The organism is Geoglobus acetivorans (assembly GCF_039641995.1).
GTDB classification, from domain to species: Archaea; Halobacteriota; Archaeoglobi; order Archaeoglobales; family Archaeoglobaceae; genus Geoglobus; species Geoglobus acetivorans.
Map to the genome: position 1 here is coordinate 1,708,888 of NZ_CP087714.1, position 14,493 is coordinate 1,723,380.

17 protein-coding genes, 1 tRNA gene and 1 pseudogene are annotated in these 14,493 nt (G+C 49.8%); 2 read left to right on the plus strand and 17 right to left on the minus strand.

Annotation, left to right across the window (positions count from 1 at the left end):
• Positions 1-37: 37 nt before the first annotated feature.
• From LPQ35_RS11200 to LPQ35_RS10085, 5 genes and pseudogenes are all read right to left on the minus strand, one after another.
• A pseudogene (locus tag LPQ35_RS11200) lies at positions 38-130 on the minus strand (UDP-N-acetylglucosamine 2-epimerase); the annotation flags it as partial.
• Positions 131-177: 47 nt separating this feature from the next.
• Complete coding sequence (locus tag LPQ35_RS10070) at positions 178-594, minus strand: PIN domain-containing protein (RefSeq protein ID WP_193807255.1); 417 nt, start codon at positions 592-594, stop codon at positions 178-180.
• A complete protein-coding gene (locus LPQ35_RS10075; RefSeq protein ID WP_193807254.1) occupies positions 591-806 on the minus strand; it encodes an AbrB/MazE/SpoVT family DNA-binding domain-containing protein in 216 nt (71 codons plus the stop codon). The genes LPQ35_RS10070 and LPQ35_RS10075 overlap by 4 nt, the downstream gene beginning before the upstream one ends.
• Positions 722-1,096, minus strand: a complete 375-nt coding sequence (locus LPQ35_RS11205; RefSeq protein WP_428832257.1) for a hypothetical protein — start codon at positions 1,094-1,096, stop codon at positions 722-724. Before LPQ35_RS11205 ends, LPQ35_RS10075 begins: the two co-directional genes overlap by 85 nt.
• A gap of 342 nt (positions 1,097-1,438) precedes the next feature.
• Entirely contained in the window at positions 1,439-2,326 is an 888-nt protein-coding gene (locus LPQ35_RS10085) for a glycosyltransferase (RefSeq protein ID WP_193807251.1), read from the minus strand.
• Positions 2,327-2,385: 59 nt separating this feature from the next.
• On the opposite strand from LPQ35_RS10085, the gene LPQ35_RS10090 reads away from it, so the two are divergent.
• The gene (locus LPQ35_RS10090) at positions 2,386-2,868 is read left to right on the plus strand and encodes a metal-dependent hydrolase (RefSeq protein ID WP_193807249.1); all 483 of its coding nucleotides are present in this window, start codon (positions 2,386-2,388) and stop codon (positions 2,866-2,868) included.
• Positions 2,869-2,883: 15 nt separating this feature from the next.
• Here the strand turns inward: LPQ35_RS10090 and LPQ35_RS10095 are convergent, their stop codons facing one another.
• The 9 genes from LPQ35_RS10095 to hxlB form a co-directional block, all read right to left on the minus strand.
• Positions 2,884-3,084, minus strand: coding sequence for a hypothetical protein (locus LPQ35_RS10095; protein ID WP_193807568.1), 201 nt, complete (start codon positions 3,082-3,084; stop codon positions 2,884-2,886).
• Positions 3,085-3,318: 234 nt separating this feature from the next.
• Complete coding sequence (locus tag LPQ35_RS10100; protein ID WP_193807247.1) at positions 3,319-3,675, minus strand: hypothetical protein; 357 nt, start codon at positions 3,673-3,675, stop codon at positions 3,319-3,321.
• A gap of 21 nt (positions 3,676-3,696) precedes the next feature.
• Positions 3,697-4,680 carry a hypothetical protein gene (locus LPQ35_RS10105; RefSeq protein ID WP_193807245.1) on the minus strand — a complete coding sequence of 328 codons (984 nt, stop codon included), beginning with the start codon at positions 4,678-4,680 and terminating at the stop codon, positions 3,697-3,699.
• A 2-nt stretch (positions 4,681-4,682) separates the two neighbouring features.
• On the minus strand, positions 4,683-6,593 hold the full coding sequence (locus LPQ35_RS10110) for a TIGR04279 domain-containing protein (RefSeq protein ID WP_346297729.1): 1,911 nt from the start codon (positions 6,591-6,593) through the stop codon (positions 4,683-4,685).
• Between the two features lie 442 nt (positions 6,594-7,035).
• Positions 7,036-7,116, minus strand: a tRNA-Ser gene (locus tag LPQ35_RS10115).
• Positions 7,117-7,419: 303 nt separating this feature from the next.
• A complete protein-coding gene (locus tag LPQ35_RS10120) occupies positions 7,420-7,737 on the minus strand; it encodes an ASCH domain-containing protein (protein ID WP_193807242.1) in 318 nt (105 codons plus the stop codon).
• Entirely contained in the window at positions 7,718-10,024 is a 2,307-nt protein-coding gene (locus tag LPQ35_RS10125; protein ID WP_193807241.1) for a GNAT family N-acetyltransferase, read from the minus strand. The genes LPQ35_RS10120 and LPQ35_RS10125 overlap by 20 nt, the downstream gene beginning before the upstream one ends.
• A gap of 337 nt (positions 10,025-10,361) precedes the next feature.
• The gene (locus tag LPQ35_RS10130) at positions 10,362-11,414 is read right to left on the minus strand and encodes a M20/M25/M40 family metallo-hydrolase (protein ID WP_193807240.1); all 1,053 of its coding nucleotides are present in this window, start codon (positions 11,412-11,414) and stop codon (positions 10,362-10,364) included.
• A 9-nt stretch (positions 11,415-11,423) separates the two neighbouring features.
• Positions 11,424-11,993: a 6-phospho-3-hexuloisomerase gene (gene hxlB / locus LPQ35_RS10135; RefSeq protein WP_346297639.1), complete on the minus strand. Its 570-nt coding sequence runs from the start codon at positions 11,991-11,993 to the stop codon at positions 11,424-11,426.
• A gap of 95 nt (positions 11,994-12,088) precedes the next feature.
• Here hxlB and pyrF point away from each other — a divergent pair, with 95 nt between their 5' ends.
• Entirely contained in the window at positions 12,089-12,727 is a 639-nt protein-coding gene (pyrF, locus tag LPQ35_RS10140) for an orotidine-5'-phosphate decarboxylase (RefSeq protein WP_193807239.1), read from the plus strand.
• Between the two features lie 23 nt (positions 12,728-12,750).
• On the opposite strand, the gene LPQ35_RS10145 is transcribed toward pyrF, so the two are convergent.
• Genes LPQ35_RS10145 through pstB form a run of 3 tightly spaced genes read right to left on the minus strand, consistent with a single transcriptional unit; the run spans position 12,751 to position 14,493 of the window.
• A complete protein-coding gene (locus tag LPQ35_RS10145; protein WP_193807238.1) occupies positions 12,751-13,359 on the minus strand; it encodes a PhoU domain-containing protein in 609 nt (202 codons plus the stop codon).
• Positions 13,346-13,741, minus strand: a complete 396-nt coding sequence (locus LPQ35_RS10150) for a low molecular weight phosphatase family protein (RefSeq protein ID WP_193807237.1) — start codon at positions 13,739-13,741, stop codon at positions 13,346-13,348. Before LPQ35_RS10150 ends, LPQ35_RS10145 begins: the two co-directional genes overlap by 14 nt.
• The gene (pstB, locus tag LPQ35_RS10155) at positions 13,738-14,493 is read right to left on the minus strand and encodes a phosphate ABC transporter ATP-binding protein PstB (protein WP_193807235.1); all 756 of its coding nucleotides are present in this window, start codon (positions 14,491-14,493) and stop codon (positions 13,738-13,740) included. The genes LPQ35_RS10150 and pstB overlap by 4 nt, the downstream gene beginning before the upstream one ends.

The window sequence follows — 14,493 nt, forward strand, 5'->3', positions numbered from 1 at the left end:
GAACTAACCTTGAAATACATTTTGCCTGTGTGTGGTTTATATTATCCATCTCGTATGAATAATGCTGTCCAGTGTGCAGTACGAAATAATCCATCCCTTTTCTCTCGCACTCCCTTATCACAGGGCTCATCCTGATTATCTCAGGGCGTGTGCCGAGAATTATTGCTATCCTTTCATTCAACCCTGCACGATCCTGACATCCAAGTTCCTGAAGTGATTGTCGAAAGTGTATATTTCTTCAACATTGGTCTCTTTCATCTTCAAATAAGCGAGAGCGTCGTTCACACTAACGTTTTTCTCCTTGGCAATTAGCAAAGCCCTTAGATAGTCTTCCTGCGAAACTGCTAATATTCTGACGTTCTCAGCAAGCAGCAGGTTTTCGAGAAACTTCAGAGCTGTTGAGAGATTAAGCTTCGCTTCGAGGATGTTTGCCACCTCGCTCAGATGAACTGCAGTTGTTACGACCTCTTCCCCATTCTCAACCCTGAGCAGAATTTGCTTGGCTTTTTCCTTTCTTTCAAGGATTTCCTTGCTGACCTTTCCCCTGGGCCTTACCACGGAGTATAGGAATACGTTGGCATCTATGAACCTCATAACATCTCCTCAAGAAGCTCCTTTTCAACGTCTTCCCTGATCTCGGCCTCGATTATGTCGAAGAACTGCGAAAGTTTTGGTTTCCTCTTCGGCAAAATCTCTATCCTGTCCTCAAATTCGATCAGAATTACTTCACTACCCCACCTTTCCCTCCACTCCTTAGGTAGAACAATCCTCCCCTGACTATCAATTTTCTTAACTTCCACAACCACCAGTAATCACCATTAATGTGGTCTGCTACCAAGTTTATAAAAATTTTGTAATCTCCGTCCGCTGTGTGAACTTCAACAGCATCCTGCCCTCTCAGCTTCCTGTCGTTCGACCAGATCTGCTCTTCCAGAAAATTCAAGACGACCTCCAGCTCCTCTTTAGGAAGTTTAATCTTTTCGAGTATTTCGTCAAAATGCTCACGAATTTCGATGAACAGATACTTTAGCCAGAAACGAAATTTCCTCGGAATCTTGTTTGTTACAAAAACTCTGAACGTTCCCCCTCTGGCCATAAGGGCGGCAAGTACTACATTGGCGTTAATCACCAGTAACGTGCTTTCTGAACCTCTCGGCAATCGATTTGCTGATTTTCTCGCCCGGCTCTAAAGCATCCCCTCCAGTCCTGCCCCCCGATTAAAGTTATGTGCACTTCCCATAAAATATTACTCCCATACTGATTGACTCAGCCAATGTCCAGATTACAAACCGCTATCCACCAATAGTGGTATGTCCGGTGCGCATTATTAAGTAATCTATCTCTTTCTCTCCACGTTCTCTTATTACGGCACTCATTTTGATTCTACGGACGTGTGCACAGGTTTTGACAGAATCCGGTAAAATCATTTTCGTAACAGTCACTTGTGTTCCTTCATTATCTGAACGAGCGAATTGAGGATCAGCCCGGAGGTGACCATGAGCAGGCCGAGAATCAGAAACAGGGCACTTCCGATTGATGGGCCGTACGGCAGTTTGTTCGTGTCGTAGTACACTGAAAATGCCCAGAAGCCAAAGGCAAGCCCGATGACTGTCAGAGCAAAACCCGCAGAGCCGAACAGCAGCATCGGTCGCTTGTAGCCGATCAGACCAACGATGTCGTTCAGAACGCTCATCCCGTGTGAGAGGGGATTCTTCTTGTGCCTGTTCGGGACGTCGTATATTGCAGAGATGGGCACCTCCCTGATTCTCAACCCTTTAGACGACAGGCGGGCGATCATCTCAGACTCTATGCTGTAGCCGTTCGACTCGAAGTTGATGCTCTCCAGCACCTTCCTGTTCATCGCCCTGAAACCGGATTGCGAGTCAGAGATCGTGATCTCAGATCCCAGATTGGTCACGAAGGTCAGGATTTTCTGCCCGAGCATCCTGTATTTCGGGATTTTCCCGTTGTTCTCTAAGAACCTGGAGCCGATTACCAGATCCGCCTCGCCCTTTAAAATGGGCTCGACAAGTGAGGGGATTTCATCGGGATCGTGCTGCCCGCCTCCATCGAGCATAACCACGACAGAGTAACCGAGCTCCTTGGCACGTTCAAAGCCCACCATGAGGGCGTGAGCCTTTCCACAATTCTCCTCGAGCCGTATAACCTCAGCTCCGGCCAGTTCTGCAATCTCGGCCGTTTTATCCGTGGAGCCGTCATCCACGACAATGACTCTGTCCACGTATTTCTTGGCCCTCAAAACCACACTCCCAATGGCTATCTCCTCGTTGTAGGCAGGAATGACGGCTGCGACATCATTCTGCATAATAAAGCACCTCACAGAAAGTACAAAATTTTTATAACAAAAATAATTAACCCGAATCAATGCTGCTCTTCGGACACATCGGAATCACGCTCGGAATCGCTTGGCTGATTGAATCAAGGCTCAGAATTAGAATGGATTACAGGCTGATTGCTGTTGGCTCACTGCTGCCTGACATGATCGATAAACCGGCTGGAATGCTTCTGCTTCTCCTGAACAATGGCAGGGTTTTTGCCCACACTCTGCTGTTCATCCTGACTCTCCACCTGATCGGCTTGAAGTACAGAGGATTTCTGTTTCTGTCCTTTGCGTCCTTCCTCCACCTGATCGAAGACGAGATGTGGAACGAGCCGGAAACGCTCTTCTGGCCCCTGCTGGGCGGCTTTCCCGCCAGAGAACGTGTGGGGTTTTACGAATACGTTGAGAGGATAATATCGGAATACACACCCTCTCTTTCCCATGTGTTCATCTTGGAAGTTACGGGCTTCATCGTAATCTTGGTATTGGTGATGAGGCGCGGTTCTCTTTTCGGCGCCCGACATTAACCTGCGGTCATTCTTTCAGTGAACCGCGTTCCGAAGTAGCGGAATCGAGGAAGAGGTATGAACAGGATACAGATCTGAATTGTTCTTGTAGACAACACTCAAATCCAGGATTGCCATTCCGGCCGAGTCATATCCCCTGTATTCCAGATTGACCAGCCCCCTCAGCAGAATGGGGCTGGCCCTTCTGGAACCGATATAGACGGTAGTTCTGCGCATAATATCACCAAACGGGTATGAAAAATTGACAGTGCAAACGCCCATAGCAACAGCTGACCCCGGCCAGCCCTCCTCATCGCTTGACGCTCGGTCTCTGCTGGCCGGGTAAGGCGCCACTACGTTGTTCATTTAGTCTGATGGATGCAGCACATCAATAATTGCAAATTTATGTTTTCAGCCAAATATTTCTGGGAAATTTAAATTTTGCTATCCTGTTTTGATATGGATCATGATCTACACTATCGCTTCAAGGAGGTCTCTCGGCACTCTAACGTACTTTCTGACAGTTTGAATGAATATCTCTCTTTGCGCTGAAAACGTTATCCACCAGGTGTCCTCGAAGCCCTCTGTTTCGCTCAGTTCCCTCGCTATAAGCCTTATCTGCGCCTCGGACATCTTGTATCCCCTTTCTCTCAGCACCTTCCTGAGCTTTGAGAGTGTGATTATGAAGTAGCTCATCTTCTCTCCCCTGTCTGAGGACACGTTCTTCAGCGTACCGCACTTACTGCAGCAGGGGTGCAGTTTCATGACACCGTTGGGCAACCTAGCCCAGTCACCTTTACCGGATTCGTGGTCGCATCCCATTGGCATCCCTCCTGGAACCATTCTGGATCAGCGTTTTCGCCCTCTCCATACCTGCAGGGCAGCAATAACCAGCACAGCGGTCAAAAACTCAAAACCCGGGATTTGAATTGAGATGCTTGCGGCGTTTTCCTGCCCGCTGGCCGTATTGTTGGTCTCGTCAGGCTCCTCAGTCCTGTTTACGCCATTTTCCGGTGTGGATATCGGCGTGGGTGTGGCTGTGCCGGTTCGATTTGGCTCAAGAGTTTTTTCAGGTTTTGGCGTGGATACTGGAGTGTTTGCTGGTGTCGGAGAGAGTGTAGGTGTTGTGGTTGGAGTCATCTCCGGAGTGGGCGTTTGTACTGGCGTGGGTGTGGTTGTCGGCGTGGAAGCCTGGGCTGACAGTCCACCTCCTGAGCCGCCTGAGGAGGTTGCCGGACTGCTGTATTTTTCTGATAATGTGATGACCCTTTTCACACCCCCGGCAGATATCACGAACTCTCCAGGCGGGAGGGGAGATGTATCGTAGGTGTAGCTGAATTTACCGTTCTCGTCTGCAGTTATGTAACCTGTGGCTGTGATTTTGAGCCTGACAGTGCTTTCTCCTGACTTTCCACGGATTATCACATCGTACGTTCCCGCCGGAACACTCTGGGAAATTGTGGCCACGCCGTTTGTCGCGTCTTTGTTCAGAGTTACCCAGGCCGGAAGGTACAGAGATCCTATCAGGAGCCTCCTGGCACTCACGTCGAGGTCAAGGCAGCCGTATGCCGTTACCGTGAACCTGTTTTTGGTGTTGGGTATGTTTATGCCCGAGACGGAAAACACGTACTCGCCGTTGTTCACGGCGACAACCTTCTCAAACGTTATGTCTATCCTGACCTCCTCGCCGGGACTCGCGGTTCCGGATATGACTACCACGTCACCCTTTACCGGGTTTTCCGGGGTTAAGGTCAGGCCCAGAACTGCCGCACTGACGGTGTTCTGGAGCAGGATTGTAATTAAAACAAAAAATAAGGGAAGTGCTCTTGCCATCTCTACGATCTCCTCCAGTAAGCCACTGCCAGCACTATCAGTACGGCTATGGTGATCCATAGCAGCGGATTCTTCCACCATGCTGCCTGCTCCTCCAGGGTGGGTGTCAGCTCGGGAGCCGGAGTCTCCCCAGGAGTTTCAGTCTTTGCAGCTGTCGGAGTGACAGCAGGCGTGGGCGTAACGATTTCAGGAGTCCTGGTCGGTGTGGGGGTCACTGAAGGAGCAACCTCCTTGACAGCGATTGCAAACACGCTGAAACCTCCGGTTTCAGCCCTGTAGTAGTAATAGTTCTCATCCTCTCCGACCATTTCCGTCCTGAGCTCCTCCCAGCCGTTGTGGTACCTCATGAGGATGATATCCTCAGGATCATGTCCGCTCTCAGCAACCCAGCTCTTGGAAACCTTGAAGTCTATGTAGCCTGTGGGCTCAACCTCCTCTCCGGTGTCGTTGTTCCTGAAGGTTATCTCCACGAACCTGTAGACCTTCTTTGCTGGAGGTTCGGGAACCTCAGCAGGTGGAGACTCGAGCTTCCTGACCTCAACCTTCAGGTTCATGCTTTCCGGGGCCTTGATTGTGAGCGAAACCACGTCTATTTTCTCGGCCGTCTCAGGCGGAATTTCGATCTTCACTTCCTTGTCCTTCTCCACACCCACAACCGTGGAATATGCTCCCTCCTCAGGTACGGGGGTTGGCGTGGGTGTTGGAGCGGGAGGCGGAAGCGGGATGTATCCTCCTCCACCGGAGGGGGGTGGAGGCGGCGGGGCAACCGTTGTTATCGTTACGGAAGTCCAGTTGAACGCAACAACCCTCTGCGAGGAGTTGCTGGCATTCCATGCGGCCACGTAAAGGTAATAGTCGCCGTCAGAAAGCCCCTGCACCAGAATGCTGAGGTTGTACGTGGTCCCGGTGGCTCCCCTGTTGATGCTGAAAGTAACGGCGTTTGACGGAAATGCATTGAGCCAGTCCTCGACCGTGGTTGCATTAACGCTGTTCAGCCCGACTCCAGCGACCTTAAACCCTTCCACGAGCATAGCCTCCTGTGAGGCTGTGCCGGCCTTCAGGGTGAGATTGGTCGTTGACTTTGTTCCACCGCTTGTGAGCCTGAGCGTGAATGCGGTGTCCTTTTTCATCAACACTGCCACATACGTGTACTTCGCGTTGCTGCTTCCCCCAACGATTTCGAATTTACCGTCCAGATACTTCTGATCGCTGACGGACGACCTCGTGATTGAGGTGTCCGCGCTGAGGGTTGATTCATGTTCGAGAACCTGGAATACCGTGGCTGAAATCAGGGTTACGTTCTGTTCACTGGAGGCGTTTAGCAGCGCCACGACGGCATAATCTCCCGGATCAAGCTGCCCGAACGAGATTGAGCTGTTATCTCCGGTGGAGTTCAGGATGACTGTGATATTTTGCTTCGCATTATTGAGCAGGTTCCTCAAGGACTGGGTATCCCCGTCAACGGCCGAAGCAAGAGCGTCCTTAAGCTGGGTGGGATACGTCTTTATCAGGTAAACATACGCGGTTTTTCCCGCAAGACCATTCTCACCGAGTATCTCGGCAGTTACGGTGTCGCCCGGATGGTACATGGGCTGAGTGGTAAACGGATAATTCACGACATAGTCTTGATTTTCTGAAATATTGTTGGTTGTTATGTTTATTATCTTGCTCCCCCTCGTGTACTGGGTGCTGTTGATCCCGCTGTAAACGAAATCTATGGCCGGAATTGAGACCCCATCTCCTCCGGTCATTTTAATCCAGTTTCCGTTGTTGGGATTCAGAATTGACAGGCTCTCATAGCTTGGTGCGCTCGTGTTGACGATCTCGACCTTCACGAGCGGCACAACTGATGCTGAGGCGGGCAGTGTCAGCAGCGGCAGTAACAGCAGCATAAGTATGTATCTGGTTCTCATAGTGATCACCGTTCACTTCTTACATGTATATCTATAAAAACATTTTTGTTTCAGTTACTCTGGAAAAAGCATTTTTGTGGGTTTCTCGATGATGTATCAGGAAAAACCTCAATTAATTTTAAAATAATTTTGAATAATTGCCAGCTTGTTAAAACATTTTTAGACCATCTGGGAATTGATTAAAGTATGTTGAATCTGTTTTTCTTATGCATCTGCAGAATGTTTGGATTTCGTAATTCAAATTCTGAAACTTCTGAGCAAGCAAAAAACGTATTTGGATATCGGTGGTGGTCCTGAGGACCTGATGTTTGTGTCCGAAAATCAGCAGCCTTCGGATGATGGGCTGAGCAACGTGATTCTCAGCTCGTTTTCGCTGCGTTGCTACCTTGAAATGTCTGGAAAAATTGTCGATTTGAACGCTAATGTTGTTGAAGATAACAAACGCCGGGGGTGGGATTCGAACCCACGCGGGCAGAGCCCAGTGGCTTAGCAGGCCACCGCCTTACCACTCGGCAACCCCGGCTTTAAACTGGCTATTCGCTCGCAATTTTTAAACATTTTGATGGTATTAGAGGGTGGGAAACTTGCTGCCATGGCACTGGTGAGAGCAGTTTCTGGAATATCTGTTCAATGCATGCGACTGACTACTGAGACTCCCCGGATGGACTTGTGAGATAGTATCTAAACCTCGTTTTTCAAAGAATCTCTCAGCTTATCTATTCTCAATATCAGACTTTTAATCAGTTCTTCCCAGTTTGGACGCAGCATCTTTGGGATAAATTGGTTGATGGAATAAAAATTGGCATTTGGCCCGTTATGAGCAATTTCACTCGACAACCGTAAAGTGCACCACCGTGACGAACTCCTCGTCCTTAACCTTCCCGTATATCCTATTCAGAGCCTCTATGAGCTCCTCCCTGCTCTCAAACCCGTCAAGCCTCGCATCGCTGTCTGTCAGCTCCCTAACCCTCTTCACAACGACCTTGTCAACCCTCGCCCTTGCGAAGGGCCTGCTCTCTGCGGTCAGGTCAACTATTCTCCCTACAGGGTACCTCTTTATGCCCTTTCTGACAGTCGTTACCTTTTTCCCGCTCATTATCTCCTCAACATACTCCGAATCGAAATTAATCCTCTTCTGCTCCATGGTACCACTCCCACACCTTTTTAAGGGCCTTCAGCACTCTTTTGTATGACCTGCTATCCTCAATCTCCCTCCAGTTTTTCATCATCAGGCATTTCGCAACCAGAACCCTCTCCTCCCTCTCGTCAAGCCCGGCCTTATCGGTCCGGGTGTAGTAGTATCTGACAAGAGGTCTTGCTATGTCAGAAACGTACTCGAACAGGCTGTGGCCCTGGAAGTACTTCTTCATTCTCCGCCTTTCAACCCTCGTGAATTCCGGCTCGTATGCCTTTGCCTCCTTTCTGAGGCTCTTCAGGAGCCTTATTGCTGTCTCAAGCTCTATGTCTCTCAGCTCGTCTCCGAGATATTCTATCACTCTCCTGACGAACTCGGCGTTTATGTCGTCGATTCTGGACTGGATGTGCATTTTGAGGGTCTTCAGGACTATAACCGTGTACTCTCCGGAAATCTCGTTCCTCTGGGGCGTGATGTGCACCGGCACGAACCCGTTCCTCTCCCAGAACCTCAGAAGCTCTGGAGAGACGCCAAAGCCACTCCCCGCCCAGTCCATGTCTTTCTCTGAGGCCCACTCGACGAGCTTCTGCAGTGCAAAGCTCCCTATGCCCATGTCCATCACGGATGGGTGCGTTGCAATTCTCACGATCCTTATGCCGGTAAGCTCGGGAAAGCCATACTCCCAGTAGTGCTTCAGGATCAGGTCCGGGATTATCTGACCCTTCGGCTTGTAGCCATCGGAGAGCTTTCTGACAGTCTCCTCGTCCATCCCACCTTCGACTGCAACGTGCAGCGAGCACACAGTCTTCCCGTTCACCTTGACCCTGAGCGGAATGTGGTTCGGCATGTCCAGCAGAATCACGAGGTCGGAGGGCCGGTTTCTGTAGTGGGCGAGAACGTAAATGCCGAAGAACTCTCTGAGGAGGTCGTCATTTTCGATGAGCATGTTCTTGTCGAGCTCCTCGAACTCAAGCTCTCCGTTCCGTATTTTCTCCATGTCGCTCTCATCAAGCTCCACGGGCTGGGCATCAAGCATCAGAACGTCGTAGAGCCAGGCCTCGATTGGGTCGCCCCTGCCGTACCTTATTGGCTCCTTCAGCTCGATTTTCACGATCTCGGTATTTTCGTCCTGCTCCAGCCTCTTCAGAAATCTGATTGCGAAACCCCTTCCCGTCCCCTCGTAACCGTGAACGGTTGTGGAGAATATCGCGTACTTGACACCCTCAATTATCTTGAAAAGCACCGGAACGTCGATTGACGCAGCCTCGTCCACAATGACGATGTCAGCAAACTCACCCTCTCTCATGGCCCTTGCAGGAAGGGCATACTCGATCCTCGCATACCTGCTGTTGATAACCGTGGTGTTTCCACCGCTCTTCTTCTCGGAAAAGTTCTTCATCCCCTGCCTGACGAGGGCTTTTTTCAGGAACTCGAAGTATGTTTGCACGGACTGAACGTTCGGAGCCACGAGCAGAATCCTGACGGGCCTTTTCAGGGTCCTTTCCAGCCTGGACACCAGATAAGGGGTGAGGATGCCGAGAACGGCGGTCTTCCCCCTCCCCCTGTTGGCCGTTATGACAACAGCCTTTCTCTCCCTCTCTTTTTCAAAAAACGATTCGAAAACCTGAAGAACGCGAACCTGATCCTGAGTGGCGCAGAGCTTGTAGAGCTTTCTCTTTATTTCCTTCTTCTCCTCGGGAATTACGATCTTCTCTCTTGAGTCGACCCTCTTCTCAAACTCGTAATTTTTCAGAATCTTTCTTTTATCAGCGTCAAATATGATTATGCCCTCAGCAGTAAGGGTCTTGTTTATGAATCTCCTGTAGAACCTCGGAACAACATCCTCAACAGTGTATGGCTCGCTGACCAGGTCCTCATGCCACTTCCCCTTCAGATTGAACCAGCTGTCGATGTGGGGAGATACGGCGATGATGATCCCGCCTTCCCTGATCGTCTCGATCAGTATTCCCAGGTCGTTGGGGTGAAATCCTTCCGTCAGGTCTATGATCAGGCTGTCGTATGTCTGCCCCAGAACCTTCCAGCTGTCCTTGTAGTGGACGATCTCTCCGCTGAAGTACTTGCCTGCAAGCTCATTGAAGTAACTCCTCCCTGCAAGGAGAAGGCTCTCCTCAGGATTTTCCGATGATTTCAGGTGCTGCTTGTACGCTTTTTTGGCGAGCTTCATTATCCTGTCGTTCAGCTCTTTCGTGCATATGAAAACAACATACCTGTGCCTGTTTTCCCTGGCAATTTTACTCGCCTTCTCGATTTCGAGCATGAGGTCCCTGACCGTCATTCACAGGAAACTTTGCCTGTCTGCTTTTATATTTTCTTGAGTCTTTGTTCTGTGATATTCATGATAATATTGTATTGCGATTAATTTAGATATTATCTGATAAATAATTACGTAATTATTTATAGAATCAAAAAATTATATAAACACTAATTGATACATATTCGTACGTAAACTGCTGAGGAGGGATGAAAATGGAGCTGGCACCACTCAAAAGTCTCGGGTTCATACTTGGACTGATAATCGGTTCAGCAATACTGGCTCTCGGAATAATTGCCCCGCTGGCCGTGTTTGTGGCGGGGTAAGCTGAAACAGGTAGAATTTTAAAAATTTTGAAAATTTACTTTTTTATGTATTTTTCAGCGGATTCAAGGGCTCTTGCGACAAGCTCTGCAGACAGATCCACGTCCTTCAGCGATATTACCTCTACGGGCGTGTGGATATATCTTGCAGGCACCGAAACAACACCCGTGGGTATTCCTGCCTTCGTCAGGTGGATTGCGGTTGCATCTGTCGTTCCGCCCTCTCCGACCTCCAGCTGATACTCTATTTCGTGCTTCTCTGCCGTCTCAACAAGCCAGTCCACGACAACTTTCGGAGCGATCAGACCTCTTCCCTGCGCATCGGCAACGGTTATCACCGGCCCCCAGTCGAGCTTAACGTCGAGCTTCACACTTTCAGCACCGGGATAGTCTGTTGAGGGAGCAACGTCAATTGCGAGGGCAACATCAGGCTCGAGTGCGAATGACGATGTTCTCGCACCCTTCAGCCCGACCTCTTCCTGCACGGTTCCGACTGCATAGATTGTTGCATCGCTCTCGGTTCTCCTGAGCGCCTCTATCATTATCGCAACACCGGCCCTGTCGTCAAATGCCTTGCCGGTAATCCTGTTCCCCAGCCTGACACATTCCCTGTCTATGGTTACCGGAGTTCCGATGTCGATACCCATCTCCTTCACTTCCTCCTTGCTCTCTGCTCCAATGTCTATGAACATGTCCTTGATATCTATGATCTTCTTCCTCTCGTCATCCCTCATGAAGTGCGGAGGCTTGCACCCCAGCACACCGACGATTCTGCCCTTCTTTCCGTGGAGTATCACCCTCTGGTTAAGCGCTGTTTGACTGAACCACCCTCCTATGGGCGTTATCCTCAGAAATCCGCTGTCCTCTATGTACTTCACCATAAAACCGATCTCATCCATGTGTGCGGCTATCATCTGGCTGTAGTCTTTGCCGTTTTTCACACAGATTATGTTCCCCATCCTGTCGACCTTTATCTCGTCGACGTGGTCCTCAAGCTCGGCCTTTATTATGTCCCTTATCTCGTCCTCATATCCGGAAATGCCGTGGGCATCACTCAGCTTTTTTACAAGTTCCTCTACATTCTCGTACATTCGACCACCTCATTCAAGAACCGCATGTCTGTTCTCGAGATCTTTTTCTGTGAGGTTTCTCACGGTCATGAGTTCAGCTATCAGAGCGTCGAGGTATATCATCACGGTAAGCTCAAACATCGTGCCAAGAGGGGCAATTTTGGAAAGCTCCTCGTCCTGCTCGGTCTTTATCTTTCCCTTTATCGGAACAACAACATCCGCAAGTTTTCCGAGAGATGATTCGGGGTTGCTTGTGATTGCTATCAGCTTTGATCCTATCAGCTCCTTGGCCTTTTTGCTTATGTTCACAACCGATGTTGTTTCTCCCGAGCCTGATATGGCTATTAGAACGTCCTCCTTCCCTATCCTTGGAGTTACAGTCTCGCCAACAACGTAAACGTTGTAACCGCAGTGCATCAACCGCATTGCAAACGATTTTGCGACAAAACCGCTCCTCCCGGCACCCATCACGAAGATGCTCCTTGCACCCTGTATCGCGCTGATAAGCTCCTCGAGATTTTCAGAGTTCACGGAATCCTTCAAGAGCTTGATCTGATTCTCCATCGCCGTGAAAAACTTTAACATCTGTTCTCCCACCATGCTGGCTCCCCCTGGTAGTTTTTTCATTTCAGGGATATTAAAGATTTGGATTGTGCTGAGCTAACATTTAAAATCACATGCACGGTTAAAGGTTTATGCTCATACTTGCTCTTGACGTTCTGGAGAGGGATGTGGCACTCGACGTTGCCCGGAAGTGCGGTGAGTACGTGGACTTCATCAAGGTCAACTACCCGCTCGTTTTATCTGCGGGAATAGATGTTGTTTCCGAACTCTCTGAAATCCGGCCCGTTATAGCTGATTTTAAGATAGCGGACATCCCGTATACCGCATCTCTCATCGCGGACATTGCCTTCAGGCATGGGGTCAGGGCAGTTATAGCCCACGGTTTTGCCGGAAGTGATATGCTTCGGGCTGTGAGGGATGTGGCTGACAGGCATGGAGGGGAGGTTTATGCCGTAACAGAGCTAAGCAGCCAGGGAGGGAGAGAGTTCATGACCCGCCACACTCTCGAGATTGTTGATGTTGCCAAGGAGGTCGGCTGCGACGGACTCATAGCCCCCGCCACGAGGCCTGAGAGGATTGCGGAGATAAAGAAGAGGGCTGAAAACCTCAGAGTCATCTGCCCGGGAGTCGGGGCTCAGGGGGGAAGGCTCGAGGACGTTCTGAAGGCTGGAGCCGACGGGATCATCGTGGGCAGGACGATATATCAGTCCGAGGATCCTGCCAGAACTGCGAGAGAGATCCGCGAGAGGATTGACGGATTGATGAAATAAAAGGTAAATTGCGGTTGAAGGGACTACTTTATCCAGACCCTTCTCCCCTTCTCAATGTACAGCATTCTTGCGCCCGTTTTCGCAAGGATGTCTCCAATCCTCTCCAGAAATCTTGCTGAGAATATCAGGCACAGGGTTTCGTCGGTCATCTCTTCCCCTTTCAGCTTGTCTATGATGTCCCTGCTCTTTCTGTCGATCATGTCGTCTCTCGTCATGAGTTTGTCCGCAATGCTTTCAACATCTCCCTGCAGTGCTGACTCCAGGATGTCGAACATTTCCAGCAGGACTTTCCTTATTTCCTCAAGCTCCTCCCTGAATCTGGTCGCCCTGCATCTCGAGATTTTCAGGGCGTAATCCACGATCCTCTCGTAATTTCCTGAGATTCTCATTATCGTTGCGAGGAACCTCAAATCCCTTGCAACCGGCTGGAACAGGGCAACCGCTCCCAGAGCCTCGTTTTCGATATCTGTATTCAGAATATCCGAATACCTTTCAAGCTCGTCTATCTTGACTGCGCTGTTTTCATCTCCAAAAAGGGCATCTATGCAGAGCTCAACCGAGTTTTTTGCTATACCGTGAAGCTCGACAACCTCCTCCTTAATTTTTTCAAGCCTTTCATCAAGAACTCTCATCTTCCAACCTCCGTAAAAGCTCCCTAACCTTATCCTCAATCATGGATAGCGTTTTCAAATATTCATCCACACCCTTACCCTTCGGGTCCTCGACATACCATCTCTCAACATTTCTGTGGGGGACGTTTACGCATGCACTTTCCCCGCACACAGCTATGACGACCTCATAACTCTCTAAATTAACATCTTTGAGGCTTTTTGGCCTCCCCTCATTGACTCTATAGCCCCTCTTTTCCAGTATCTCCACCGCCTTACCGTCGTACTCCTTTCCGGCCTCAACTCCGGCGCTCTCGGCTTTCCAGCTTTTGGCAAGGCTGTTAAAGACCGTTTCTGCCATCACGCTCCTGCACGTGTTCTCTATGCAGACGAACAGCACTTTCATCCGACTCTCCCCGTTATGTATCTCTCCGTCAGCTCGTTTTCCGGCTTTTCGAATATCTTCTTCGTTCTGTCATACTCCACAAGCTTGCCCATCCAGAAGAATGCGGTGTAGTCGCTTATCCTTGCGGCCTGCTGGATGTTGTGGGTCACGACCACCACCGTGTAGTTTCTCTTCAGCTCGACCATCAGCTCTTCTATCTTTGCCGATGCGATGGGGTCAAGGGCTGAAGTCGGCTCATCGAAGAGGATCACTTCCGGATTGGTCGCTATGGCCCTTGCTATGCAGAGCCTCTGCTGCTGACCTCCTGATAGCCTCAACGCCGAGTCGTTGAGCCTGTCCCTGACTTCATCCCAGAGAGCGGCTTTTTTCAGACTGCTCTCCACGATCTCCTTCAGCTTTTCCCGGTCGTTTATTCCGTGAATTCTCGGTCCATATGCGATGTTGTCAAATATGCTCTTCGGAAACGGGTTCGGATGCTGGAAAACCATTCCTATTCTCCTTCTGATCTCTACCGGGTCCACGTCTCTGTCGTAGATGTTCTTTCCGTCGAATATCACCTCTCCGGAAACCCTGACGTTGTCAGCAAGCTCCACGAGCCTGTTCAACGCCCTCAGAAATGTGGACTTCCCGCATCCACTCGGCCCGATAACCGCAGTAACCTTGTTTCTGTAGATCTTCATGCTCACATCGCTGATTCCGGGCTTTTCGCCGTAATATACGGTGAGATTTTTTATATCGAATATGTGCCCCAT

Coding starts and splice junctions, on each gene's coding strand:
- LPQ35_RS10070 (WP_193807255.1), bottom strand. CDS start 594: ATGAGGTTCATAGATGCCAACGTATTCCTATACTCCGTGGTAAGGCCC.
- LPQ35_RS11205 (WP_428832257.1), bottom strand. CDS start 1,096: ATGGCCAGAGGGGGAACGTTCAGAGTTTTTGTAACAAACAAGATTCCG.
- LPQ35_RS10085 (WP_193807251.1), bottom strand. CDS start 2,326: ATGCAGAATGATGTCGCAGCCGTCATTCCTGCCTACAACGAGGAGATA.
- LPQ35_RS10090 (WP_193807249.1), top strand. CDS start 2,386: ATGCTGCTCTTCGGACACATCGGAATCACGCTCGGAATCGCTTGGCTG.
- LPQ35_RS10095 (WP_193807568.1), bottom strand. CDS start 3,084: ATGCGCAGAACTACCGTCTATATCGGTTCCAGAAGGGCCAGCCCCATT.
- LPQ35_RS10100 (WP_193807247.1), bottom strand. CDS start 3,675: ATGCCAATGGGATGCGACCACGAATCCGGTAAAGGTGACTGGGCTAGG.
- LPQ35_RS10105 (WP_193807245.1), bottom strand. CDS start 4,680: ATGGCAAGAGCACTTCCCTTATTTTTTGTTTTAATTACAATCCTGCTC.
- LPQ35_RS10110 (WP_346297729.1), bottom strand. CDS start 6,593: ATGAGAACCAGATACATACTTATGCTGCTGTTACTGCCGCTGCTGACA.
- LPQ35_RS10120 (WP_193807242.1), bottom strand. CDS start 7,737: ATGGAGCAGAAGAGGATTAATTTCGATTCGGAGTATGTTGAGGAGATA.
- LPQ35_RS10125 (WP_193807241.1), bottom strand. CDS start 10,024: ATGACGGTCAGGGACCTCATGCTCGAAATCGAGAAGGCGAGTAAAATT.
- LPQ35_RS10130 (WP_193807240.1), bottom strand. CDS start 11,414: ATGTACGAGAATGTAGAGGAACTTGTAAAAAAGCTGAGTGATGCCCAC.
- hxlB (WP_346297639.1), bottom strand. CDS start 11,993: ATGGTGGGAGAACAGATGTTAAAGTTTTTCACGGCGATGGAGAATCAG.
- pyrF (WP_193807239.1), top strand. CDS start 12,089: ATGCTCATACTTGCTCTTGACGTTCTGGAGAGGGATGTGGCACTCGAC.
- LPQ35_RS10145 (WP_193807238.1), bottom strand. CDS start 13,359: ATGAGAGTTCTTGATGAAAGGCTTGAAAAAATTAAGGAGGAGGTTGTC.
- LPQ35_RS10150 (WP_193807237.1), bottom strand. CDS start 13,741: ATGAAAGTGCTGTTCGTCTGCATAGAGAACACGTGCAGGAGCGTGATG.
- pstB (WP_193807235.1), bottom strand. CDS start 14,493: ATGGGGCACATATTCGATATAAAAAATCTCACCGTATATTACGGCGAA.